The sequence below is a fragment of the Pseudomonas sp. IT-347P genome, from assembly GCF_949768005.1.
Lineage (GTDB): Bacteria > Pseudomonadota > Gammaproteobacteria > Pseudomonadales > Pseudomonadaceae > Aquipseudomonas.
The window spans coordinates 79190-102522 of sequence record NZ_CATKPQ010000057.1; the positions used below are offsets into that span (position 1 = coordinate 79190).

Genomic DNA, 23333 nt, shown 5'->3' on the forward strand with positions numbered 1-23333 from the left:
GATAATCCGTTCAAACATCAAAGGACTTGTGCGCTGTGAGCATCAATCTGCCGCTACCCCTGCTCGGTGAAATGGCAATTTTCGTCAAGGTCGTGGAGACCGGCAGCTTCTCTGAGGCGGCCCGACAGTTGGGTTCATCGCCATCAGCGGTCAGCCGCAGTATTTCACGGCTGGAAAAAGCCTTGGCCACGCGACTGCTGCAGCGCACCACGCGCAAATTGCGCTTGAGTGACGGCGGTGAAGAGGTATTCAAGCGTTGTCAGGAGATGGTCAGTGCGGCCAAGTCGGTGATGGAAATCAGCGGCCAGTTCACCCATGAAGCGGAAGGGCTGGTGCGGGTCAGCGTACCGAAAGCGGTGGGGCGCTTTGTGATTCATCCGCACATGCCCGAATTTCTACGGCGTTACCCCAAGGTCGATGTCGAGTTGTTGCTGGAGGATCGTCAGGTCGACTTGATCGACGACCATGTCGATCTGGCGATTCGCATCACCGATCGACCCCCGGCCGGGCTGGTCGGGCGGCAGTTACTGACCATCGACCATTTGCTCTGTGCCACGCCGCAATACCTGGCCGAACACGGCACGCCGACTCACCCGCATGATCTGCTCAATCACAGCTGTATTTATCTGGGCGAAACCCCGAGCGATGCGCGCTGGAAATTCAAAAAGGGTAGTAAAGCGGTGACGGTGGGTGTCCGCGGGCGTTATGCCGCCAATCACACCGGCGTGCGATTGGGCGCGGTGTTGCAGCACATCGGCATCGGCAGCCTGCCGTATTTCACCGCCCGTTACGCGCTTGAGCAAAAGTTGGTGGTGCAGGTGTTGCCGGACTGGACGTTCCTCGCTTCCTATCATGGCGGACTGTGGTTACTGCACTCGCCAACGCGCTATCTGCCACCTAAATTGCGGGTGTTTATCGACTATCTGGTGGAGTGTCTGCAGAAAGAACCGACCTTGAGCAAGCCGGGAAAATCGGTGGGGGAGAGTAACGCCGCGATGGCGTATGAATTACCCGAGAGCGAAGGACTGCTCTAACGCCAGCGCAAAAAAATGCCCGCATGAATCACTCTGCGGGCATTTCATGAGCGTCAAAAAATCAGTGCTTGCTGTCCTGAGCAGACATCGCCAGCAGTTGTTTTTCCTGATTCCAGTCGAACGGCTCATCGTTCTGTTCAGCTTCGTAGCGGCGTTCTTCCAGTGCCTGATACAGGTCGATTTCTTCATCGGACAGGTAGTGCAGGCAGTCACCGGCGAAGAACCACAGCAGATCGCGCGGAATCAGGTGGGCGATTTGCGGGTAACGGGTAATCACTTGAGTCAGGATGTCCTGGCCCAGGTACTGGCTTTCGATCGGGTCGATCGGCAGCGATGCCAGCAGTTCATCGAAGCGCTCCAGGAACAGGGCATGGCTTTCTTCGGGAACCTGTTCGGCCTCACCTACGGCGACCAGGATACTGCGCAGGTGGTCGAGCAAAACAAGATGATCGGCAACGACGTTGGACACGAGATAAGTCCTCAAGAGCAAAACGGGCGCGGGAGTATAAAGCGCCCGCGCCCTCTTGGACATGGTTGTCAGGATCAGCGGACTTTGCCCTCTGCCTGTTTCAGTTCCTCTTTGTCGAAATCATCGACATCGATCACTTTGCGTCGCGCCGCTTCGGCATCGCGCAGACTCTGCGCTTCTCCCGGTTGCAACACCCCGGCCTCCAGCGCCGCATCGATGGCGTGTTCGCCCGCGCCCGGTTTGACCTGACCGCTTTTCAGCGACGTGTGCAATTTTTTGTGCAGCGGCTGCGCAGCATTCAGCAGATCGCTGGCATGTTGCAGAGCACCGACCGCGTCGTCTGCCGATTGTGGGCGATAGCAGCCGGCAAGCAGCTCTTCCAGCGCCGGATCACCCTTGGCGCGACCAATCACGCCTGCCACTTCGGCGCCGAGTTTGTCCGACGGCCCTTTGTGACGACGACCGAACGGGAACACGATGGCACGCAACAGACAGCCGAAGACCTTGTTCGGGAAGTTGCGCAGCAATTCATCCAGCGCCCGCTCCGATTGGCCGAGGCTTTCTTCCATCGCCCATCTGAACAGCGGCTCCATGTAGGCCGGCGAATCCAGATCGTGATAACGCTTGAGCGCGGCGGACGCCAGATACAGATTGCTCAACACATCACCCAGACGTGCCGACAGACGCTCGCGGCGCTTCAGTTCGCCACCGAGCAGCATCATGCTGAAGTCGGCGAGCATCGCGAACGCCGCGGCCTGGCGATTGAGTGCGCGGAAGTAACCCTGGCTGATCTTGTCGCCCGGCGCATGTTCGAAGTGGCCGAAACCGAGGTTCAACACCAGCGTGCTGGCCGCATTGCTCACGGCGAAACCGATGTGCTTGAGCAGCAGGCCGTCGAACTCTTTCAGCGCCTGATCCTTGTCTTCGCGACCGGCCAGCGCCATTTCCTTGAGCACGAATGGATGGCAACGAATCGCGCCCTGACCAAAGATCATCAGGTTGCGCGACAGGATGTTCGCACCTTCCACAGTGATGAAAATCGGCGCACCGTTCCAGCTGCGCCCCAGGTAGTTGTTCGGACCCATGATGATCGCCTTGCCGCCATGCACGTCCATGGCATGGCTGATGCACTCGCGGCCGCGCTCGGTCAGGTGATACTTGAGAATTGCCGACAGCACCGACGGTTTCTCGCCCAGATCCACCGCGTTGGCGGTAAGCATCCGTGCCGCGTCCATCATCCACGCGTTGCCGCCGATGCGTGCCATGGCCTCCTGAATACCTTCGAAGGCCGATAGCGGTACATTGAATTGCTCGCGAATCTGCGCGTACTGGCCGGTCACCAGGCTGGTGAACTTGGCCGCGCCGGTGCCGACTGCCGGCAGCGAGATCGAACGGCCGACCGACAGGCAGTTCATCAGCATCATCCAGCCCTTGCCGAGCATCTCCTGACCGCCGATGAGGAAGTCCAGCGGGATGAACACATCCTTGCCCGAGTTCGGGCCGTTCATGAATGCCGCGCCCAGTGGCAGGTGTCGACGACCGATTTCCACGCCTGCGGTGTCGGTCGGAATCAGCGCGAGGCTGATGCCAAGGTCTTCCTTGTCGCTCAGCAGGTGCTCCGGGTCGTAGGCCTTGAACGCAAGGCCGAGGAGCGTCGCGACCGGGCCGAGGGTGATGTAGCGTTTTTCCCAGTTCAGACGCAGGCCAATGACTTCCTGACCTTCCCATTGGCCTTTGCAGATGATCCCGGTATCAGGCATCGCCCCGGCATCGGAACCGGCAAGCGGACCGGTGAGGGCGAAGCACGGGATGTCATCGCCCCGGGCCAGGCGTGGCAGGTAATGATTGCGTTGTTCGTCGGTGCCGTAATGCAGCAGCAGTTCGGCCGGGCCGAGGGAGTTGGGCACCATCACGGTGGAGGCGAGGTCACCGCTACGGGTGGCCAGCTTCATCGCCACTTGCGAGTGGGCATAAGCGGAGAAACCTTTACCGCCAAATTCTTTCGGGATGATCAGGGCAAAGAAACCGTGTTCCTTGATGTGCGCCCAGGCTTCGGGCGGCAGGTCCATCGACTGGCCGATCTGCCAGTCAGTGACCATCGCGCACAGCTCCTCGGTCGGGCCGTCGATGAACGCCTGTTCTTCTTCGCTCAACTGGGCCTTGGGATAGGCCAGCAGTTTGTCCCAGTCCGGACGGCCGCTGAACAGCTCGCCGTCCCACCACACGGTACCGGCGTCGATCGCGTCGCGTTCGGTCTGCGACATGGGTGGCAGGGTTTTCTGGAACCAGTTGAACAGCGGCGCAGTGAAATGTTTGCGGCGCAGGTCAGGCAGCAGCAACGGTGCGGCGACCACCGCCAGCAAGATCCACAACACCGCCAATAACCAGCCCGGCGCATGACTGAAAATGCCCATCGCCAGCAGGTAGACCGCAACGATGCCCAACGCAGGCAGAGGTGAAATACGCCGGTGGGCGAGATACGCCACGCCAACGATCAAAACCAGTATCCACAACAACAGCATATTCAGTCCTCCGTGAACCAAGGCAAAACGACCCTCCAGAGCTTAGACGGCATCTGTAAAACCGGGTGGTCAGACCAAGGTGATTAAAATCGTGGGAAACCCCGGATGGTTTTCGTAGGTTCGGTGGGCAACACGTGTGGGAAATCGTTCGCCGATCCCGCGTCTTTGCGTCCAAGTTTGGCCGAAACGTCGTTATCTCTGTGCTGACGGGGTCGCTAGACTCGGGGCTCACCCAGGAGATTGTCGTCATGCACGAGTATCTGAGCCCCGGCCGCTTCATCGATAGTGACCACCCGGCAGTGGTGGAGTTCGCCGAACAACATCGAGGGGCCAGCCGCGATCCGCTCGAGCAGGCGATCAGTCTTTATTACGCCGTGCGTGAGACGGTGCGTTACAACCCCTACACGTTCAGCCGTGACCCGCAGACCCTGTGTGGCAGCTATGCATTGGCGACGGGGGAGAGCTATTGCGTGCCCAAAGCCACATTGCTCGCCGGTTGTGCGCGGCATTGCGGGATTGCGGCGCGGATCGGCCTGGCCGACGTGAAAAATCATCTGTCGACCCCGCGCCTGCTCGAATTATTGAAAAGCGACATGTTCGCCATGCACGGCTACACCGAGTTTTTTCTGAATGATCGCTGGGTCAAGGCCACGCCGGCGTTCAATCAGAAGCTTTGCGAGTTGTTCAACCTCGCACCGCTGGAATTCGACGGCATCAACGACAGCGTTTTCCACCCGTTCAACCGCGACGGTGCGCAGTTGATGGAGTATCTGGTCGATCACGGTCAATTTGCCGATGTGCCGGAAGTGTTCTTCTTCGAACACCTGCAAAAGTGCTATCCGCATCTGTTCACCGATCAGCAGCCACCCTTGCTGGGTGATATGCAGAGTGATTTGAGCCGTACCTGAACCGGCGTATGCTGCCTGCCCACTCATTTGAAAAGAGGCGGTCATGCTGAAGATCTGGGGACGGAAAAACTCATCGAATGTCAGGAAGCCATTGTGGGCCGCCGAGGAGCTCGGCCTGGCCTACGAGGCGATTGATGCCGGCGGCGCATTCGGTGTCGTCGACACACCCGAGTACCGGGCGATGAATCCGAACGGCCGCGTGCCGGTAATCGAAGACGACGGTTTCGTGTTGTGGGAATCCAATGCCATCGTCCGCTATCTGCTGGCCAGACATGCGCCCGATAGCCACTGGTATCCGGCGGATCCGCAAGCGCGCGCCATCGCTGACAAATGGATGGACTGGACCACGTCGAGTTTTGCCGGCCCCTTCCGCACTGTGTTCTGGGGCGTGCTGCGCACTCCGGCGGACAAGCAGGACTGGGCCGCGATCAACGCCGCGATCAAGGAATGCAGTGAGCTGCTGAGCATGGCCGACCATGCCCTGGCCAGTCAGCCGTATTTGTCCGGACAGGATATCGGCATGGGGGATATTCCGCTTGGCAGTTTCATTTATGCCTGGTTCGAGATGCCCATCGAACGTGCGCCGCAACTTCATCTGCAGGCCTGGTACGAGCGCCTGAAAGAGCGTCCGGCTTACCGCAAAGCGGTCATGACCGCGTTGACTTAATACTTACTATCGACACACTTGACTGTACTTGTGCGGCGGCGGCACGCAACATTGCGCCCTGTGTCGCGGTTGTTTCCCTCGCCGCCCGCCCTTATCTATCCCTTTCTTCCCTTCTTGGTGCGTAAATCAGATATGAGTTCCGCTCTGTCCATCCGGCAGCTAACCAAAACCTACGGCAACGGGTTCCAGGCCTTGAGTGGTATCGATCTGGACGTTGCCGAAGGTGACTTTTTCGCCTTGCTCGGCCCTAATGGTGCCGGCAAATCCACGACCATCGGCATTCTCTCCACCCTGGTGAACAAGACCAGCGGCACGGTGAATATCTTCGGCCATGACCTGGACAAGAACCCGGCCGCACTCAAGCGCTCAATCGGCGTGGTGCCCCAGGAATTCAACTTCAACCAGTTCGAAAAGACCTTCGACATCGTCGTCACCCAGGCCGGTTATTACGGCATTCCGGCGAAAATCGCCAAGGAACGCGCCGAACAGTACCTGACCCAACTCGGCCTCTGGGACAAGCGCGATGTGCCGTCGCGTTCGTTGTCCGGCGGCATGAAGCGGCGTTTGATGATCGCCCGGGCGCTGGTGCACGAACCGCGCTTGCTGATCCTTGATGAGCCGACCGCGGGCGTCGATATCGAGCTGCGTCGTTCGATGTGGACGTTCCTCACTGAACTGAACCAGAAAGGCATCACCATCATCCTCACCACGCACTATCTGGAAGAGGCTGAGCAGTTGTGCCGCAACATCGGCATCATCGACCACGGCACCATCGTCGAGAACACCAGCATGAAGCAGTTGCTCGGCCAGTTGCACGTGGAAACCTTTTTGCTGGACCTGAAAAACGACTTGAACGCCGCGCCGCAATTGCTCGGCTACCCGTCCCGGTTGATCGACAGCCATACCCTGGAAGTCCAGGTCGACAAATCCATGGGCATCACGGCGTTGTTCACCCAGTTGGCGCAGCAGAACATCGAAGTGTTGAGCCTGCGTAACAAAACCAATCGCCTCGAGGAACTGTTCGTGTCCCTGGTGGAGAAAAATCTGTCGAAGGTGGCGGTATGAGTTCCGAATTCCGTCCCAACCTCGTCGCCCTGCAGACCATTGTCTACCGTGAGGTCAAACGTTTTACGCGGATCTGGCCGCAGACTCTGCTGCCGCCGGCGATCACCATGGTTCTGTACTTTGTGATCTTCGGCAATCTGATCGGTCGGCAGATCGGCGACATGGGTGGCTTCACTTACATGGAGTACATCGTGCCGGGGCTGATCATGATGTCGGTGATCACCAACTCCTACGGCAACGTGGTCTCGAGTTTCTTCGGCAGCAAGTTCCAGCGCTCCATCGAAGAGCTGATGGTGTCGCCGGTGTCGCCGCACACGATTCTGATCGGCTTCACCATTGGCGGCGTATTGCGGGGGCTGATGGTTGGCGTGATCGTGACGATTCTGTCGCTGTTCTTCACCCATTTGCAGGTGCATCACCTCGGCGTGACCATTTTGGTGGTGGTGCTGACGGCGACGATCTTCTCGCTGTTGGGCTTCATCAACGCGGTGTTTGCGCGCAACTTCGATGACATCTCGATCATCCCGACCTTTGTGCTGACGCCGCTGACGTACCTGGGTGGGGTGTTCTACTCGATCACGTTGTTGCCACCGTTCTGGCAGACCGTGTCGCTGGCCAACCCGGTGCTGCACATGGTCAACGCCTTCCGCTACGGCATTCTGGGGGTTTCGGATATCCGCATCGGCATCGCGATCACTTTCATGCTGGTGGCGACGGTGGTGTTGTATCTCGGTTGTGCACGGTTGCTGGTGAGCGGGCGCGGGATGCGTACCTGACTCCAGACCGAGTCGTGGCCATCGCGAGCAGGCTCACTCCTACAGAGGAACGCATTCCAATGTAGGAGTGAGCCTGCTCGCGATGGGGCAATACAGACGCCACAAATGAAACGGCCTCCCATTGCGGAGGCCGTTTTGCATTCAGCGCATGCGACTTTTCTTGCGTCGCGCCCATTGCCGTGCCACCCACCAGCGCCAGTACATCATCACAATGCAGTAGGCGAGTGCGCCGAGCACCAGTCCCACCACCACCGAACCCAGCAGAAAGGGCTGCCACAACGTCGACAACTCGCCACTGATCCACTCCCAGGTCAACTCGTCCGGCAGATGTCGGGCGGGCACGTCCAGCAAAAACGCCCCGGCCTGATAGGTGCAGAAGAACACCGCCGGCATGGTGATCGGATTGGTCAGCCACACCAGACTGACAGCAATCGGCATGTTCCCCCGCACCATGACGGCGAGGGCGGCGGCCACCAGCATCTGCGCCGGAATCGGCAGGAACGCGGCGAACAGACCGACCGCCATCGCCCGGGCGACCGAGTGACGATTGAGGTGCCAGAGGTTCGGGTCATGCAGCAACTTGCCGAGAAAGCGTAAGGATTTGTGTTCCCTGATGCTCGTCGGATCGGGCATGTAACGTTTGAATAAGCGCCGGGGCATAAGGCTTCTCGGTCGGTTAAGGCGGCAAGTATGTCTGGATTCTACGAAGCACCCATTCAGACTTTGTGACAATTGTTGACGACGCTGGTGCCCGATACCCGCTATGCCTAAGTGCGGGACTCTCAAGGACGGGCTTATGCGCACAGGGATGATGGCGCTCGCAGTCGGTCTGCTCGCCCCGATTTTTATGCCGGCATTACCGCCGGTCTGGTTGATGCTGTTGCTGCCGGTGATGGGTTTGATGCTGCTGCCGTTTCGCAGCTACCCGTTAGCGTTTTTGCTGTTTGGCTTCACGTGGGCCAGCGTCGGCGCGCAATGGGCACTGAACGATCGTTTGCCGTCTGATCTGGATGGCGAAACCCGTTGGCTTGAAGGGCGGGTCGTCGGTTTGCCACAGAACAGCGACGGCGTGGTGCGCTTCGAATTAGCCGATACGCGATCACGTCATGAAAAACTGCCATCGCTGATGCGGCTCGCCTGGTACGCCGGGCCGCCGGTCAACAGTGGCGAGCGCTGGCGCCTGGCGGTCAAGCTCAAGCGTCCCGGTGGTCTGCGCAATCCCGAGGCCTTCGACTATGAGGCCTGGCTGCTGGCACAACGCATCGGCGCGACCGGCACAATCAAGGACGGCCAGCGCCTGAGCGAAGCACGCTGGGCCTGGCGTGACAGTATTCGCCAGCATCTGCTGAGCGTGGATGCGCAGGGACGAAACGGTGCATTGGCCGCGCTGGTGTTGGGCGACGGTTCAGGGCTCAGTCGGGAGGACTGGCAGATTTTGCAGGACACCGGCACCGTGCACTTGCTGGTGATTTCCGGTCAGCACATCGGTTTGCTGGCGGCGGTGATGTACATGCTGGTTGCCGGCATGGCCCGTTTTGGCTTTTGGCCGCTGCGTTGGCCATGGCTGCCATGGGCGTGTGGTCTGGCATTCATGGCGGCGTTTGGTTATGGCCTGCTCGCCGGGTTCGATGTGCCGGTGCAGCGGGCCTGCGTGATGGTCGGACTGGTGCTGTTATGGCGTTTGCGCTTTCGCCATCTCGGCGTCTGGTGGCCGCTGCTGCTGGCGTTCAATGGCGTGCTGTTACTGGATCCGCTCGCCAGTTTGCGTCCGGGTCTGTGGCTCTCGTTTGCGGCGGTGGCGGTGCTGATTTTTACCTTTAGCGGCCGCTTGGGCGCGTGGCGCTGGTGGCAGACCTGGACGCGGGCGCAATGGTTGATCGCGATCGGTTTGTGCCCGGTGTTGCTGGCGCTGAACCTGCCGATCAGTCTCAGCGGGCCGCTGGCCAATTTGCTCGCGGTGCCCTGGGTCAGTCTTGCGGTGCTGCCGCCGGCACTGCTCGGGACGTTGTTGCTGCCTGTTCCCTATGTCGGCACCGGCCTGCTGTGGCTGGCCGGCGGACTGATCGATGGGCTGTTTCGTGCGCTGGCCATCATTGCCGGGCACTGGCCGGCGTGGATCGCCCCCTCGATACCCGCTTGGATCCTGGCGATTGGCTGCCTCGGCACTGTGTTGTTGCTGTTGCCGCGCGGCGTACCGCTGCGTCCACTGGGCTGGCCGTTGCTGTTGTTGCTGATCATGCCGCCACGGGAGCGGCTGGATGAAGGCCTGGCCGATATCTGGCAGCTCGATGTCGGCCAAGGCCTGGCCATCCTGATCCGTACCCGCCATCACGCGTTGCTCTACGATGCGGGGCCGCGCTTTGGCGAGTTCGATCTCGGCGAGCGGGTGGTGTTGCCCGCCTTGCGCAAACTCAGTGTGAAAAAACTTGATCTGATGTTGCTCAGTCATGCCGACGCCGATCACGCGGGTGGCGCTCTGGCGATCAGCCGTGGTTTGACCGTCGATCAAGTGATCAGCGGCGACCCGGCGGGACTGCCCGCACCATTGAACGCCGAAGCCTGCGCCAGTGGCCGGCGATGGCAGTGGGACGGTGTCAGTTTTCAACTCTGGCAGTGGGTGGACGCTCACGACAGCAATCAGCGTTCCTGCGTATTGCAGATCGAGGCCAATGGCGAGCGCTTGCTGCTGACCGGCGATATCGACACCGATGCCGAACGCGTCTTGCTCGACAGTCCACTGGCCGTGCCGACGCAATGGCTGCAATCGCCCCATCATGGCAGCCGCAGTTCATCGTCAATGGCGCTGCTCAAAGTCTTGAAGCCTGAGTCCGTGCTGATCTCCCGGGGCCATGGCAACGCTTTTGGTCATCCCCATCCGACTGTGCTGGCGCGGTATCGCAAACTCGGCCTGCACATTTACGACAGCGCCGAGCAGGGCGCCATTCACCTGCAGCTAGGCACCTTCACGGCGCCACGCACGATGCGTCATCAGCGGCGTTTCTGGCGTGATCCGCCCGCATTGGCCCGCTGATCGGGACGTGGAGCAATGGGCAGTCACGGTCGTCGGGGCGGCGGGTCTTAATCGTGAATCGGTATGGTAAAGTGGCGGACTTTTTCGAGGGGACTGTCACTGTGTGGGAATTGGTCAAATCCGGCGGCTGGATGATGTTGCCGATCATTCTGAGCTCCATCGCGGCCATGGCGATCGTCGCCGAACGCCTGTGGACCCTGCGCGCCAGTCGCGTCACCCCCGAGCATCTGCTGGGCCAGGTCTGGGTCTGGATCAAGGACAAGCAGCTCAATAAAGAAAAACTCAAGGAATTGCGCGCCAATTCGCCGCTGGGGGAAATCCTCGCAGCGGGTCTGGCCAACTCCAAACATGGTCGCGAGATCATGAAAGAGTGCATCGAAGAGGCCGCCGCACGGGTGATTCACGAACTCGAGCGCTACGTCAATGCGCTGGGCACCATCGCCGCCATGTCGCCGCTGCTCGGTCTGCTTGGCACCGTGTTGGGCATGATCGATATCTTCAGTGCATTCACCGGGTCCGGCATGACCACCAATGCTTCGGTATTGGCCGGTGGTATTTCCAAGGCACTGATCACCACGGCTGCAGGCCTGATGGTCGGTATCCCGGCGGTGTTCTTCCACCGGTTCCTGCAACGCCGCATCGATGAACTGGTGGTGGGCATGGAGCAGGAAGCAATCAAACTGGTTGAAGTGGTGCAGGGCGATCGTGACGTCGACCTGGCCGAGGGCCGCGCGTGAAATTCCGTCGCAAACCTCGGGAAACCATCGACATCAACCTCGCGTCGCTGATCGACGTGGTGTTCATTCTGCTGCTGTTTTTCGTCGTGACCACCACGTTCACTCGCGAAACCCAGTTGCGTGTTGATCTGCCGGAAGCGGTCAGCGGCTCTCCGGCCGAAGATCAACAGCTCAAGCAGATCGACGTGGCCATCAGCGCCGAAGGCGTGTTTTCGGTGAACAACAAGATTCTGCCGAAGAACGATCTGGCGACCCTGATGGAAGCCATGCAGAAAGAGTCCAACGGCGACACCAACATGCCGTTGTCGATCAGTGCCGATGGCAAGACTCAGCATCAATCCGTGATCACTGCCATGGATGCGGCCGGCAAGCTCGGTTTCAGCCATCTGCGCATGACCACGGTCGAGGCGGCGCCCAAATCCTGATGAGCCTGTCCGATCGCTTGCTCGCCGCGTGGTATCAGGGGCACCCGGCCCTGATGCTGCTACGGCCGCTGGAAATGCTCTATCGCCGCGTGGTGGTCGGTAAACGCCGGCGCTTTCTCGCCGGTCAGGGTGAAATCTATCAGCCATCGGTGCCGTTGATTGTGGTCGGCAACATCACCGTCGGTGGTACCGGCAAAACGCCGATGATTCTCTGGTTGATCGAACATTGCCGCCGCCGCGGTGTGCGCGTCGGCGTGGTCAGCCGTGGTTACGGTGCCAAGCCGCCGCGACTGCCGTGGCGGGTTGAGGCCGAGCAAACCGCTGACATCGCCGGCGACGAACCGTTGCTGATCGTCCAGCGTACCGGCGTGCCGTTGATGATCGACCCCGATCGCAGCGCTGCGGTCAAAGCCTTGCTCGCCAGCGAACCGCTGGACCTGATTCTGTCTGACGATGGTATGCAGCATTATCGTCTGGCGCGGGACCTGGAGCTGGTGCTGATCGACGCCGCGCGCGGTCTCGGTAACAAACGCTGCTTGCCGGCGGGGCCGTTGCGTGAACCGATCGAGCGCCTGCAAAGCGTCGACGGCGTGCTGTTCAATGGTGCCACCGAGGACCGCGACGGCGGTTTCGCTTTCCGTCTGCAACCGACCGCGCTGGTCAATCTGCGCAGCGGCGAGCGCAAGTCGCTCGATCATTTTCCCGCCGGCCAGGCCGTGCACGCGGTCGCCGGGATCGGCAATCCGCAACGTTTCTTCAACACCCTCGAAGCGCTAGACTGGCGAGCAGTCCCCCATGCGTTTGCCGACCACGCCGAATACAGCGTGCAGGCCTTGAATTTCACACCGTCATTGCCGTTGGTGATGACCGAAAAGGACGCGGTGAAGTGCCGTGCCTTCGCGGCTGTCGACTGGTGGTATCTGGCGGTCGATGCCGTGCCGTCGCCGGCCTTCGTGGCCTGGTTCGACACGCAGTTGATGCGCCTGTTGCCGGATCGTCTTTTGCCTTAACTCTTTATCCAGGGAATGTTCATGGACACCAAATTGCTCGACATCCTCGCGTGCCCGGTCTGCAAAGGCCCGCTCAAGCTCAGCGCCGACAAGACCGAACTGATCAGCAAGGGCGCCGGTCTGGCCTATCCGATTCGCGACGGCATCCCGGTGATGCTCGAAAGCGAAGCCCGCACCCTGACCACCGACGAGCGTCTGGATAAATGACCACCGCCTTCACCGTTGTCATCCCGTCGCGTTATGCCTCGACGCGTCTGCCCGGCAAACCGTTGCTGGACATCGCCGGCAAGCCGATGATCCAGCACGTCTGGGAACAGGCGAGCAAAAGCAGCGCCACCCGTGTGGTGGTCGCGACTGACGATGCGCGCATCGTCGAGGCCTGCAAGGCTTTTGGTGCCGAAGTGGTGCTGACCCGTGAAGACCACAATTCCGGCACCGATCGTCTGGCCGAAGTCGCGGCGAAACTGGGGCTTGAGCCCGACGCGATCGTGGTCAACGTGCAAGGTGATGAACCATTGATCCCGCCGAGCGTGATCGATCAGGTCGCTGCCAATCTGGCTGCCCACACCGAAGCGCGCATGGCCACGCTGGCCGAACCGATCGAGGACGTGGACACCCTGTTCAATCCGAACGTGGTCAAGGTCGTCAGCGATCTCAACGGTCTGGCGCTGACCTTCAGTCGGGCGACCCTGCCGTGGGCGCGCGATGCCTTTGCCAAGAGCCGCGAGCAACTGCCGGAAGGCGTGCCATACCGTCGCCACATCGGCATTTATGCCTATCGCGCCGGGTTCCTTCACGACTTCGTGAGCTGGGGCCCGTGCTGGCTGGAAAACACCGAATCCCTCGAGCAACTGCGTGCCCTGTGGCACGGTGTGCGGATCCATGTCGCCGACGCGCTGATTGCGCCGCCAACCGGCGTCGACACCGCTGAAGACCTCGAGCGCGTTCGTCGCCTGCTGGGGGCCTGATGCGCGTTCTGTTTGTGTGCCTGGGCAACATCTGCCGTTCGCCCACGGCTGAAGGCGTATTGCGCCACAAACTTCGTGAAGCCGGGCTGGCGGATCGGGTCGAGGTGGCCTCCGCCGGCACCGGTGACTGGCATGTTGGCAACCCGCCGGACAAACGCAGCCAGGCCGCCGCCAAAGTGCGCGGCTATGACTTGTCGGCGCAACGCGCGCAGCAGGTCAGCCGAGCCGATTTCGCCAGTTACGATCTGATCCTGGCGATGGACAACAGCAATCTGCGTAACCTCAAGGCGCTGCAGCCATCCACCGGCAAAGCCGAGCTGGATCTGTTCCTGCGCCGTTATGCCGGTGTGCTCGATGAAGTGCCGGACCCGTATTACGACGGCGATCAGGGTTTCGAGCAGGTGCTGGATCTGATCGAAGCCGCGTGTGACCAATTGTTGATCGAAGTGAAGGGGCGGTTATGAGTTTGCAGGTGCAACCGCAGGTTTCCCTGAAGCCGTTCAACAGTTTTGGCGTGGATGTGCGCGCGCAACTGTTCGCCGAAGCCCATAGCGATGCCGATGTCCGTGAAGCGCTGGCCTATGCCACGGCGCACGATGTGCCGTTGCTGGTGATTGGCGGTGGCAGCAACTTGCTGCTGACCGCCGACATTGCCGCGCTGGTGCTGCGCATGGCAACGCGCGGGATCCGGGTGATCAGCGATGATGGCAGCCGTGTGGTGATCGAGGCCGAGGCCGGCGAACCGTGGCACCCCTTTGTGCAATACACGCTGGCGCAGGGCTTTTCCGGACTGGAAAACCTCAGCCTGATTCCCGGCACCGTCGGCGCGGCGCCGATGCAGAACATTGGTGCCTATGGCGTCGAGATCAAGGATGTGTTTGCCGGACTGACCGCGCTGGATCGTCAGACCGGCGAGCTGCGCGATTTCAGCCTCGAAGACTGCAACTTCGGCTACCGCGACAGCGTGTTCAAGCAGCAACCGGGCCGCTGGCTGATTCTGCGCGTGCGCTTCAATCTTGATCGCGTCGCCCATCTGCATCTTGAATACGGCCCGGTGCGTCAGCGCCTGAGCGAGCAGGGTATCGAGCAGCCGACGCCGACTGACGTCAGTCGCGCAATATGCAGCATCCGCAGTGAAAAACTGCCGGACCCGGCCGTACTCGGCAACGCCGGCAGCTTCTTCAAGAATCCGCTGGTGTCGGCGGCCATCGTTGCGCAGATCAAAGCGCAGCACCCGGACGTAGTGGCGTACGCGCAACCGGACGGGCAGATGAAGCTGGCCGCTGGCTGGCTGATCGAGCGGGCCGGGTGGAAAGGTTTCCGCGAGGCCGATGCCGGCGTGCATAAGTTGCAGGCGCTGGTACTGGTCAACTACGGCGCGGCCACCGGGCTGCAACTGCTCGAACTGGCGCAACGCATCCAGAAAGACATCGCCGAACGTTTCAATGTCGAGCTGGAGATGGAGCCTAACCGCTATTGAAGCTACGCTTTGAAAGCGCTATCCAAAGCCCTGCACTGATAAAAAAGTGCAGGGCTTTTTGTTAACGCTGGGTTAACTTAGCGAGCTAACGATAACCGTCATTTGCTCCACCAAAGGCCCGGTGCAGACGTTTTCGTCGGCACAAGAGAGCCTGATTAGCCTGAGTCGATCTGCGTGAACCACCGCCGATGCAACGGCGGCAGATTGCTCGACCCGATAACCACCAAAAATATGCGGGCGTGCCCATGATTACCCTGAAACTCAACGGTCAAGACCATCCCCTCGATGCCACGGAAGACATGCCGCTGTTGTGGGCGATTCGTGATATCGCCGGTTACAACGGCACCAAGTTTGGCTGCGGCATGGGCCTGTGCGGCGCCTGCACCATTCATATCGACGGCTTGCCGGCACGCAGTTGCATCACGCCGATCGGCTCGGTGGTCGGCCAGAATGTCACCACCATCGACAATCTGCACGCCGACCCGGTTGGGCAGATCGTCCAGCAAGCCTGGCTCGACACGGCTGTAGCCCAGTGCGGTTTTTGCCAGGGCGGGCAGATCATGTCGGCCACCGCGTTGCTCAAGACCAACCCAAACCCGAGCGACGAGCAGATCGAAGAAGCCATGGTCGGCAACATTTGCCGCTGCGGCACCTACAACCGGATCAAGACCGCGATCCGTCAGGCGTCCACGCACTTGAAGGAGGCCAAGGCATGAGCCGCCTGCCGAATGATTTCGCCCTGAGCAATCTCAGCCGTCGCGGTTTCCTCAAAGGCGTCGGCGCCACAGGGGCGCTGGTGCTGGCGGCGAGCTGGGGCTGGCAGGATGCGTTGGCTGAAGACAAGCCAAAGCAATTCGGCGCCGATGGCATGCCCAACGGCTGGATTGATGATCCAAAGGTCTACGTCAGCATCGCTGCTGACGGCACCGTTACGGTGGTCTGCAACCGCTCCGAGATGGGCCAGGGCGTGCGCACCAGTCTGACCATGGTCGTCGCTGATGAGCTGGAAGCCGATTGGGCGCAGGTCAAAGTGCAGCAGGCGCCGGGCGATGAGGTGCGTTTCGGTAACCAGGACACCGACGGCTCGCGCAGCATGCGCCACTGGTATGAACCGATGCGGCGATGTGGCGCTGCGGCGCGCACGATGCTTGAGCAAGCGGCGGCCGCGCAGTGGAAAGTGCCGGTTGGCGAATGCCACGCGCAGTTGCATAAAATCATTCACAAACCGTCCGGCCGTGAACTGGGCTATGGCGAGCTCGCTGCGGCAGCCAGTGCATTGGCGGTACCGGCGCGTGACAGCCTGCGGCTCAAGCAGCCGTCGGAGTTTCGCTACATCGGCAAGGAAGGCACGAAAGCCATCGACGGCGCAGACATCGTCAACGGTCGTGCAGTGTACGGCGCCGACGTGCATTTCGATGGCATGTTGTACGCGACCATCGCCCGCCCGGCGGTGTACGGCGGCAAGGTCAAATCGCTGGATGACAGCGCCGCGCTGAAAGTCCCCGGCGTGCTCAAAGTGCTGCAGATCGAAAGCCGCCCGTTGCCTTCGGAGTTTCAGCCGTTGGGAGGCGTGGCTGTGGTGGCCAGCAACACCTGGGCCGCGATCAAGGGGCGCGAAGCGTTGAAAATCGAGTGGGACGATGGCCCCAACGCCAGTTACGACTCGATCGCCTATCGCAAGGAACTGGAAGCCGCGTCGCTGAAACCCGGCAAAGTGGTGCGCAACACCGGTGATATCGACAAGGCCCTGAGCGGCGCTGCCAGCACGCTCGAAGCTTCTTACTATTTGCCGCATCTAGCGCAGGCGCCAATGGAGCCGATGGTTGCCATTGCCCGTTACCAGGATGGCGTCTGCGAAGCCTGGGCACCGAGTCAGGCGCCGCAAGTCACCCGCGAGCGGATTGCCGAGCGTCTTGGGCTGCCGTTCGACAATGTCACCTTTAATGTCACCTTGCTTGGCGGTGGTTTCGGTCGCAAGTCGAAACCGGACTTCGTCGTTGAAGCAGCGATTCTCGCCAAAGAGTTTCCCGGCAAAGCCGTTAGAGTGCAGTGGACGCGTGAAGATGACATCCACAACTCGTATTTCCACACCGTGTCCGCCGAGTATCTGAAGGCGGGCGTGGGCAAGGACGGTATGCCGGCCGGCTGGCTGCATCGCACCGTCGCGCCGAGCATCACCGCGTTGTTCGCGCCGGGCATGAACCATGAAGCAGCCTTCGAGCTGGGCATGGGTTTCACCAACATGGCTTACGCGATTCCCAATGTGCGTCTGGAAAACCCCGAAGCGAGCGTGCACACGCGAGTTGGCTGGTATCGCTCGGTATCGAACATTCCCCATGGCTTCGCCATCCAGAGTTTCGTCGATGAGTTGGCGCACAAGGCCGGCGAGGATCCGCTCAAGTACCAGATCAAACTGCTCGGCCCGGATCGGCAGATCGACCCGCGTACCTTAAGCGAAGAGTGGAACTACGGTGAATCTCCCGAGCATTATCCGATCGATACCGGGCGTATGCGCACCGTGCTGGAAACCGCAGCGAAGGGGGCCGGCTGGGGGCGTAAGTTGCCCAAGGGGCGTGGTCTTGGTCTCGCAGTGCATTACAGCTTCGTCACTTATGTGGCGGCGGTGATCGAAGTTGAGGTCAAGGATGACGGCACGTTGATCGTGCACAAGGCTGACATCGCCGTCGATTGCGGGCCGCAGATCAATCCCGAGCGCATTCGTTCGCAGTTCGAGGGTGCTTGCGTGATGGGCCTTGGTAATGCGGTGCTGGGCGAAATCAGCTTCAAGGACGGCAAGGTGCAGCAGGACAACTTCCACATGTATGAAGTGGCGCGCATGTCGCTGGCGCCGAAGGAAGTGGCCGTGCATCTGGTGACGCCGCCGGGCGACGTGCCCTTGGGCGGTGTCGGCGAACCGGGCGTGCCGCCGATTGCCCCGGCCTTGTGCAATGCGATCTTCGCCGCCACCGGCAAACGCATCCGCAATTTGCCGGTGCGTTATCAGTTGCAGGGCTGGCAAAAGGCAGAAGCGTAATGGACAGCGTCGACCTGAATGTCTTGCGCAGCGTCCTCGAATGGCGCCGCGCCGGGCAGCGGGTGGTGCTGTTCAGCGTGGTGCAGACCTGGGGCACAGCGCCCCGGGCGCCCGGGGCCATGCTCGCCTTGCGTGAGGATGGCGTGGTGATCGGTTCGGTGTCGGGTGGCTGCGTCGAGGATGACTTGATCGCCCGCCTGCACGACGGCCGTATCGCCACGGATGGGCCGCCGGTGCAGTTGATCACCTATGGGGTCACGCGCGAGGAGGCGGCGCGCTTCGGTTTGCCTTGTGGCGGCACGTTGCGCCTGATCGAAGAGCGTGTCGGCGATCCTGCATGGGTCGCCGAACTGTTGGCCCGTTGCGAGGCTCACGAGATCCTCGCTCGCGAGTTGAACATCGAAACCGGTGAAGTGCTGTTGTCGCCGGCGAGCAAGAGTGATGCGCTGGAGTTCGATGGCAAAACCCTGCGCGCAATCTACGGCCCGCGCTGGCGCCTGCTATTGATCGGCGCCGGGCAGTTGTCACGCTACGTTGCAGATATGGCGCGGCTGCTGGATTTCGAAGTGTTGATCTGCGATCCGCGCACCGAGTTTGTCTACGGTTGGGAGGAGCACCACGGTCGCTTCGTCCCGGGGATGCCGGATGACGCGGTGCTGAGCATCCAGACCGATGAGCGCACGGCGATTGTCGCGCTGACTCATGATCCGCGTCTGGATGACATGGCGCTGCTCACGGCGCTGGATTCGCCGGCGTTCTACGTCGGCGCACTCGGCTCGCGGGTCAATAGTCAGAAGCGACGGGAAAATCTGGCTCAGCTAGGCTTGTCGGTACAGGCGATCGCTCGACTGCACGGTCCGATCGGTTTGCACATCGGCAGTCATTCGCCGGCGGAAATTGCTTTGTCTTTGCTGGCGGAAATCGTCGCGATCAAAAACGGCGTCGAGTTGAAGCAGAAGAAAACCCTGGAGGGCGCATGAGTCGTTCCATTGCAGTAGTAGTGCTGGCGGCGGGCGAGGGCAGGCGCTTTCGTCAGGTAGCGGGTGATGATAAAGACAAGTTGCTGGCGGACTGCACCGGGCGGGATGGCGCAGTGCGTTCGGTGATCGAGCAAGTGCTGGTGAATCTGCCGGCCAGTCTCGACAAGCGCGTGCTGGTGACGACCGAGACGCGCCCGCAGGCTATGCGTATGGCGCAGGCATATGGCTTTGACGTGGTCTCGATCGAATCGACGGGGATGGGTGACAGTATTGCCGCCGGCGTTGCCACTTGCCCGGATGCCGATGGCTGGTTGATTGTGCTCGGCGATATGCCGTTTATCTTGCCGTCGAGTATTGAGCGCGTGGTCGCGGCGATTGCTGATGATGCAGTGAGCGTGCCGGTGCAGGGTGGCGAGTTTGGCCATCCGGTGGGGTTTGGGCGCTCTTTTGGTTCAGCGTTGCAGGCGTTGAACGGTGATCGTGGGGCCAGGCCGTTGTTCACGCAGGGCAGGGTGGTGGAGATTGCTGTCGATGATCCAGGTGTGCTGTGGGATATCGATGTGCCTGAGGCTTTGGTTTTTGCCTCGTCTTGAGGTCTGCGTAATTCCTGAAAGCCCCTCACCCTAGCCCTCTCCCGGAGGGAGAGGGGACTGACCGAGGTGTTCTTTCAAGGTACACCGACCTGAGCTATCCAGTCGAACTCAGGATTTGAAAAGCACAGAGATCGGCTCCCTTTCCCCTCGCCCCGTGGGGAGAGGGCTGGGGTGAGGGGGTTGGATCTAGAGTCCACCACAAAAAATCGAGGCATAAAAAAGCCCCGCTTGAATAATCAGGCGGGGCTTTTTAACGGCTTCGGGAATTACACGAGTGGTTTAGGCTCGTGCTCTTTTTCCTCGGCCTCTTGGTGTTGCTCGACCGCGTCCTGAACGGAGCGTGGTGCTTCAGCGATCACCGCTTCGACAACCGCTTCTTCAGCGACCGGGGCAGGCGCTGCCTCGACCACTTCAGCAGCCGGAGCAGCAGCGGCAGCCAGTTCGGCTTCCTTCTGCAGACGCTCTTCTTCACGCTTGCGACGACGCACTTCACGTGGATCGTTTGGCGCGCGGCCGCTTGGCGTCAGCGCGCTGACTGGCGCTGGCGCTTCAACCACTGGAGCTGGCACTTCGGCAACCACGGGTGCTTCTACAACCGGTGCTTCAGCAACAGGCGCTGGAGCCGGTTCGGCGGCAGCCACCACTGGCTCGGAAACCATGGCTTGTGGCACTTCAGCTTCAGCGACAGGTGCTGGTGCTTCAGTCGCAACCGGCTCGGCAACCCAGTTGAAAGCGGTCTGCTCTTCGCGAACTTCACGCACGGTTTCGGTCACGGTTTCGGCGACGGCTTCAACCACCGGCTCGGCAGCGACAACCGGCGCTGGCTCTACTTGAGGCAGAGTTTCTTGAACCGGTGCCACTTCGACTTCTGGAGCCGCAACCACTTCTACCGGGGTGGTTGCTTCAACAACCGGCGCTTCCACTGGAGCGGATTCCTGAACAGCTGCGGTAGCGCGTTCGGCTTGCTCGTGGGCTTGTGCTTCGGCCGGAGCGCTGATCACGCTGCTGGCAACAGCGGCGGTCACAGCGAGGCCTGCAGCCAGATCGGCAGCGCTTGGCGCTTCAGCGTTTTCGCCGGCTTCGGATTCTTCCGAACCTTCGATCACGTTGCCGTTGGCATCACGCTGACGCTCACGACGGTTGCTGCGACGACGCTGACCGCGCGAGCGACGACGTGGACGATCGCCTTCGGCGTTCTCCGAACCGTCTTCCGGCAGTTGCTCTTCGTTGGTGTTCACTTCTTCTTCAGCAACGGCAGCAGCGGCCTGTTCGGCGCGCGGTTGACGCTCTTCACGTGGCGGACGCGGTGCGCGCTCTTCACGTGGCTGACGGGCCGGGCGTTCTTCAGCGGTCACGGCTGCGGCGGCTGCAGCAACCGGCGCGGCGTCCAGTGGCTCGCGCAGTTCACGTACGCGTTCTTCACGCTCGCCACGTGGCTTGCGGTCTTCACGCGGCGCACGTGGCGCACGTTCTTCACGCGGAGCGCGTGGTGCGCGTTCTTCGCGGGCGACTGGCGCTTCGGTACGGGCTTCACGAGGCTCGCGGACTTCACGGGCTTCACGTGGCGCGCGCTCTTCACGCGGCTCGCGTGGAGCACGTTCTTCACGTGGAGCACGTTCTTCGCGCGGCTTGCGCTCTTCATCGCGGCGACCGTTACGGTTGCGGCTCTGCTGACGACCGTTGCGACGCTCTTCGTTACGGGCCGGACGCTCGGCAGCCGGTTTTTCAACCACGGCCGGGGCAACAGGCTCTTCTTTGGTGGCGAACAGGCTGACCAGCGATTTCACCAGACCTTTGAACAGGCTTGGCTCTGGTGCGGCAACTGGCGCCGGGGCCGGAGCGGCAGGGGCGGCGGCTTCGGTTGGAACCGGAGCGTTGGCACGGGCCGGTGCAGTCTTGACGGCTGCTTCCTGGCGAACCAGGGTGCGCGTCGCAGCGGCTGGCTGGACTTCTTCGACTTCGGCAGCGGCCGCAGCGATTTCGTAGCTGGACTGGTTGGTCGCGGCTTCCGGGCTGTCGTCACGCAGGCGCTGAACTTCGAAGTGCGGCGTTTCGAGGTGATCGTTCGGCAGAATGACGATACGGGCACGGGTGCGCAGTTCGATCTTGGTGATCGAGTTGCGTTTTTCGTTGAGCAGGAACGCAGCGACCGGGATCGGCACCTGGGCGCGCACTTCGGCAGTGCGGTCTTTGAGGGCTTCTTCTTCGATCAGGCGCAGGATCGCCAGCGACAGCGATTCAACATCACGGATGATGCCGGTACCGTTGCAACGCGGGCAGACGATGCCGCTGCTTTCGCCCAGGGATGGACGCAGGCGCTGACGGGACATTTCCAGCAGGCCGAAGCGCGAGATACGGCCGATTTGCACGCGAGCGCGGTCGGCTTCCAGGCATTCGCGGACTTTCTCTTCCACGGCGCGCTGGTTCTTGGCCGGGGTCATGTCGATGAAGTCGATGACGATCAGGCCGCCGATGTCGCGCAGGCGCAACTGACGGGCGATTTCTTCAGCGGCTTCAAGGTTGGTCTGCAGCGCGGTTTCTTCGATGTCGCTGCCTTTGGTGGCGCGCGCCGAGTTGATGTCGATGGACACCAGAGCTTCGGTCGGATCGATGACGATGGAGCCGCCGGAAGGCAGTTCAACGACGCGCTGGAAAGCGGTCTCGATCTGGCTTTCGATCTGGAAACGGTTGAACAGCGGCACGCTGTCTTCGTACAGCTTGATCTTGCTGGCGTACTGCGGCATTACCTGGCGGATGAAGGTCAGGGCTTCGTCCTGGGCTTCAACGCTGTCGATCAGCACTTCGCCGATGTCCTGGCGCAGGTAATCGCGGATGGCGCGGATGATCACGTTGCTTTCCTGGTAGATCAGGAAAGGTGCGGAGCGATCCAGCGAGGCTTCTTTGATGGCGGTCCACAGTTGCAGCAGGTAGTCGAGGTCCCACTGCATTTCTTCGCTGCTGCGGCCCAGGCCGGCAGTGCGCACGATCAGACCCATGTCGGCCGGTGCGACCAGACCGTTCAGCGCTTCACGCAGTTCATTGCGCTCTTCGCCTTCGATGCGACGGGAGATACCGCCGGCACGCGGGTTGTTCGGCATCAGCACGAGGTAACGACCGGCCAGGCTGATGAAGGTGGTCAGGGCGGCGCCCTTGTTGCCACGTTCTTCTTTTTCGACCTGAACGATGACTTCCTGGCCTTCGCTCAGGACGTCCTTGATGTTGACGCGGCCTTCAGGGGCTTTCTTGAAGTACTCGCGGGAGATTTCTTTGAGGGGCAGGAAGCCGTGGCGCTCAGAGCCGAAATCGACAAAGGCAGCCTCAAGGCTTGGTTCGATGCGAGTGATGCGGCCTTTATAGATGTTGGCCTTCTTCTGCTCGCGTGCACCGGATTCGATGTCCAGGTCGTAGAGGCGCTGGCCATCTACCAGTGCAACACGCAACTCTTCGGGTTGAGTTGCGTTAATCAGCATTCTTTTCATGTAGTACCGTCGGTTTCCGGGCTGCCGGAAACGGCGTTCGGCACACACGACTTCTCACGGTCGGTGTCAGGTGCGTCGGGAGTGGTTGGCCATTCCCGTGTCCAGCGATATGCGGCCAATTGGGCCGATATAGCGACGTACGCGTCCTGCTTGCT

Annotated in this window: 21 protein-coding genes; 17 read left to right on the forward strand and 4 right to left on the reverse strand. The window is 61.0% G+C overall.

Annotated elements, in window-relative coordinates; translation table 11 throughout:
* The first annotated feature begins 35 nt into the window (after positions 1–35).
* The gene (locus ACM6IV_RS22830) at positions 36–1034 is read left to right on the forward strand and encodes a LysR family transcriptional regulator (protein WP_134178203.1); all 999 of its coding nucleotides are present in this window, start codon (positions 36–38) and stop codon (positions 1032–1034) included.
* A 61-nt stretch (positions 1035–1095) separates the two neighbouring features.
* Here ACM6IV_RS22830 and ACM6IV_RS22835 read toward each other — a convergent pair whose 3' ends face one another.
* Positions 1096–1503: a PA2817 family protein gene (locus ACM6IV_RS22835; protein ID WP_007967565.1), complete on the reverse strand. Its 408-nt coding sequence runs from the start codon at positions 1501–1503 to the stop codon at positions 1096–1098.
* 74 nt (positions 1504–1577) lie between these two features.
* Positions 1578–4025: an acyl-CoA dehydrogenase gene (locus tag ACM6IV_RS22840; protein ID WP_414871755.1), complete on the reverse strand. Its 2448-nt coding sequence runs from the start codon at positions 4023–4025 to the stop codon at positions 1578–1580.
* Positions 4026–4273: 248 nt separating this feature from the next.
* On the opposite strand from ACM6IV_RS22840, the gene ACM6IV_RS22845 reads away from it, so the two are divergent.
* The 4 genes from ACM6IV_RS22845 (at position 4274) to ACM6IV_RS22860 (ending at position 7441) form a co-directional block, all read left to right on the forward strand.
* Positions 4274–4933 carry a transglutaminase-like domain-containing protein gene (locus ACM6IV_RS22845; protein WP_414871756.1) on the forward strand — a complete coding sequence of 220 codons (660 nt, stop codon included), beginning with the start codon at positions 4274–4276 and terminating at the stop codon, positions 4931–4933.
* A 43-nt stretch (positions 4934–4976) separates the two neighbouring features.
* Positions 4977–5600 (forward strand): glutathione S-transferase family protein, encoded by a 624-nt coding sequence (locus ACM6IV_RS22850; RefSeq protein WP_414871757.1) that lies wholly within the window; start codon positions 4977–4979, stop codon positions 5598–5600.
* 132 nt (positions 5601–5732) lie between these two features.
* Complete coding sequence (locus ACM6IV_RS22855; protein ID WP_122597239.1) at positions 5733–6665, forward strand: ABC transporter ATP-binding protein; 933 nt, start codon at positions 5733–5735, stop codon at positions 6663–6665.
* Positions 6662–7441, forward strand: a complete 780-nt coding sequence (locus ACM6IV_RS22860) for an ABC transporter permease (protein WP_007908200.1) — start codon at positions 6662–6664, stop codon at positions 7439–7441. The genes ACM6IV_RS22855 and ACM6IV_RS22860 overlap by 4 nt, the downstream gene beginning before the upstream one ends.
* A gap of 141 nt (positions 7442–7582) precedes the next feature.
* Here the strand turns inward: ACM6IV_RS22860 and ACM6IV_RS22865 are convergent, their stop codons facing one another.
* Positions 7583–8101, reverse strand: coding sequence for a DUF2062 domain-containing protein (locus ACM6IV_RS22865; protein WP_414871758.1), 519 nt, complete (start codon positions 8099–8101; stop codon positions 7583–7585).
* Between the two features lie 136 nt (positions 8102–8237).
* Here ACM6IV_RS22865 and ACM6IV_RS22870 point away from each other — a divergent pair, with 136 nt between their 5' ends.
* The 12 genes from ACM6IV_RS22870 to ACM6IV_RS22925 all read left to right on the forward strand — a co-directional run bounded on the left by ACM6IV_RS22870 (position 8238) and on the right by ACM6IV_RS22925 (position 19699).
* Positions 8238–10472: a DNA internalization-related competence protein ComEC/Rec2 gene (locus tag ACM6IV_RS22870; protein WP_414871759.1), complete on the forward strand. Its 2235-nt coding sequence runs from the start codon at positions 8238–8240 to the stop codon at positions 10470–10472.
* Positions 10473–10573: 101 nt separating this feature from the next.
* Positions 10574–11209 (forward strand): MotA/TolQ/ExbB proton channel family protein, encoded by a 636-nt coding sequence (locus tag ACM6IV_RS22875; protein WP_007908216.1) that lies wholly within the window; start codon positions 10574–10576, stop codon positions 11207–11209.
* Positions 11206–11634 (forward strand): ExbD/TolR family protein, encoded by a 429-nt coding sequence (locus ACM6IV_RS22880; RefSeq protein WP_007908223.1) that lies wholly within the window; start codon positions 11206–11208, stop codon positions 11632–11634. The genes ACM6IV_RS22875 and ACM6IV_RS22880 overlap by 4 nt, the downstream gene beginning before the upstream one ends.
* A complete protein-coding gene (gene lpxK / locus ACM6IV_RS22885; protein WP_414871760.1) occupies positions 11634–12644 on the forward strand; it encodes a tetraacyldisaccharide 4'-kinase in 1011 nt (336 codons plus the stop codon). The genes ACM6IV_RS22880 and lpxK overlap by 1 nt, the downstream gene beginning before the upstream one ends.
* 21 nt (positions 12645–12665) lie before the next feature.
* Positions 12666–12851: a Trm112 family protein gene (locus ACM6IV_RS22890; protein WP_003179363.1), complete on the forward strand. Its 186-nt coding sequence runs from the start codon at positions 12666–12668 to the stop codon at positions 12849–12851.
* Positions 12848–13612, forward strand: a complete 765-nt coding sequence (kdsB, locus tag ACM6IV_RS22895; protein ID WP_414871761.1) for a 3-deoxy-manno-octulosonate cytidylyltransferase — start codon at positions 12848–12850, stop codon at positions 13610–13612. Before ACM6IV_RS22890 ends, kdsB begins: the two co-directional genes overlap by 4 nt.
* Positions 13612–14076: a low molecular weight protein-tyrosine-phosphatase gene (locus ACM6IV_RS22900; protein WP_414871762.1), complete on the forward strand. Its 465-nt coding sequence runs from the start codon at positions 13612–13614 to the stop codon at positions 14074–14076. The genes kdsB and ACM6IV_RS22900 overlap by 1 nt, the downstream gene beginning before the upstream one ends.
* Entirely contained in the window at positions 14073–15092 is a 1020-nt protein-coding gene (murB, locus tag ACM6IV_RS22905; protein WP_414871763.1) for a UDP-N-acetylmuramate dehydrogenase, read from the forward strand. Before ACM6IV_RS22900 ends, murB begins: the two co-directional genes overlap by 4 nt.
* Before the next feature lie 245 nt (positions 15093–15337).
* Complete coding sequence (locus tag ACM6IV_RS22910; protein WP_414871764.1) at positions 15338–15808, forward strand: (2Fe-2S)-binding protein; 471 nt, start codon at positions 15338–15340, stop codon at positions 15806–15808.
* Positions 15805–18126 (forward strand): molybdopterin cofactor-binding domain-containing protein, encoded by a 2322-nt coding sequence (locus ACM6IV_RS22915; protein WP_414871765.1) that lies wholly within the window; start codon positions 15805–15807, stop codon positions 18124–18126. The genes ACM6IV_RS22910 and ACM6IV_RS22915 overlap by 4 nt, the downstream gene beginning before the upstream one ends.
* The gene (locus tag ACM6IV_RS22920) at positions 18126–19106 is read left to right on the forward strand and encodes an XdhC family protein (protein ID WP_414871766.1); all 981 of its coding nucleotides are present in this window, start codon (positions 18126–18128) and stop codon (positions 19104–19106) included. Before ACM6IV_RS22915 ends, ACM6IV_RS22920 begins: the two co-directional genes overlap by 1 nt.
* Positions 19103–19699: a nucleotidyltransferase family protein gene (locus tag ACM6IV_RS22925; RefSeq protein WP_414871767.1), complete on the forward strand. Its 597-nt coding sequence runs from the start codon at positions 19103–19105 to the stop codon at positions 19697–19699. Before ACM6IV_RS22920 ends, ACM6IV_RS22925 begins: the two co-directional genes overlap by 4 nt.
* A gap of 266 nt (positions 19700–19965) precedes the next feature.
* On the opposite strand, the gene rne is transcribed toward ACM6IV_RS22925, so the two are convergent.
* Positions 19966–23178 carry a ribonuclease E gene (gene rne / locus ACM6IV_RS22930; RefSeq protein WP_414871768.1) on the reverse strand — a complete coding sequence of 1071 codons (3213 nt, stop codon included), beginning with the start codon at positions 23176–23178 and terminating at the stop codon, positions 19966–19968.
* Positions 23179–23333: the final 155 nt, after the last annotated feature.